This window comes from Mycobacterium sp. TH-M82 (assembly GCF_057473605.1).
In genome coordinates this window covers 1-1,011 of sequence record NZ_JBYCKY010000114.1, presented here as the reverse complement: position 1 = coordinate 1,011, position 1,011 = coordinate 1, and the positions used below count along the sequence as shown (strand labels likewise).

At 64.8% G+C, this 1,011-nt stretch carries 2 protein-coding genes and 1 pseudogene; all 3 read right to left on the bottom strand.

Features of this window, described 5'->3' with window-relative positions:
- Positions 1 to 120, bottom strand: a pseudogene (locus AC2VON_RS03395) (recombinase RecA); the annotation flags it as partial.
- A 189-nt stretch (positions 121 to 309) separates the two neighbouring features.
- On the bottom strand, positions 310 to 717 hold the full coding sequence (locus tag AC2VON_RS03390) for a type II toxin-antitoxin system VapC family toxin (protein ID WP_486951679.1): 408 nt from the start codon (positions 715 to 717) through the stop codon (positions 310 to 312).
- A 123-nt stretch (positions 718 to 840) separates the two neighbouring features.
- The coding region (locus AC2VON_RS03385; RefSeq protein WP_486951680.1) for a DUF3046 domain-containing protein at positions 841 to 1,011 on the bottom strand (171 nt) is incomplete at its 5' end.

Genomic DNA, 1,011 nt, shown 5'->3' with positions numbered 1-1,011 from the left:
GACCGAGATCGGCTGACGCACCTCGTCGCCGAGGCGCATCACCGAGCCTTTGCCGTGACTCTTCTCGATCTGGGCCAGTGCCAGCTCAAGGGCTTTTTCGCGGTCAGGGGCTTGCGACATGGTGTTTCTCCTGTAGTTCTCGTGTTCGGTTGACCGGTCTCGGTCGGTTGGCCGTGACGCTAGCGGCAGGGTCTGACAAGTGACCCGGACCAGCATCTCGCCGTCGAACACCGCCCACATTAGCGAACGTGTGTTCGATGGCAAGGAGGCGCGCCGTGCGCCGTCGTCGACAAGCAGAACCACCTGCGCCTAACACGCCGGCAGGCACCCGTTCGTCAGCGGATCAGCTTGACCGCGATCGGGCAGATCGAGGTTCGACCAGGCCTGATTGGCGGTGAGTATTTCGGCGGGGTCGCTGCGAACCGCCAAGACCAAGCAGCATCGATCACCCAGCGACAACGCCCGACCGCCAGGAACCGATCGCAGCGCGCCGGCCAATTCGGCGTCCTCCGCGGTGAGCGGTTCGACGTTCACCCCGGCAGTAACGAGCAGGTCGTGCACGCGGCTGGCGTCGATGCCCGCATCGACCAGTTTGACGATCACTTCGGCCAGGTTAGGCGTTCCGATCACTGCGCCTGCCAACGAACGGGCCACCACATCATCGCCTGGTTCACGGTGGATCAACGCCAGCACTGCAGATGCGTCGAGAACCGTCACTCAGCAGCAGCTTCGGCACGTCGTTGGGCAAGCAACTCGTCCACCAAAGAGCGTTGTCTGCTGATGCCGTCTCCCAGCCGCCGAAGTTCTGCGAGCGCATCCTCGGGCCGACGTACCCAAACCTCACCACTGGTCGCGGGGGACGTCGAAGTCGGCGCACAGCGCCCACCACACCTCGCGCGGTTCCACGCCGTTTTCGATCGCCTGTGCGGCGGTGCGCCCGCCCAACTCGGTCAACACGTGGTCGGTCAGCACCGATGCACCGTAGACAGCGCCGAACCGCCGGGTGACCCG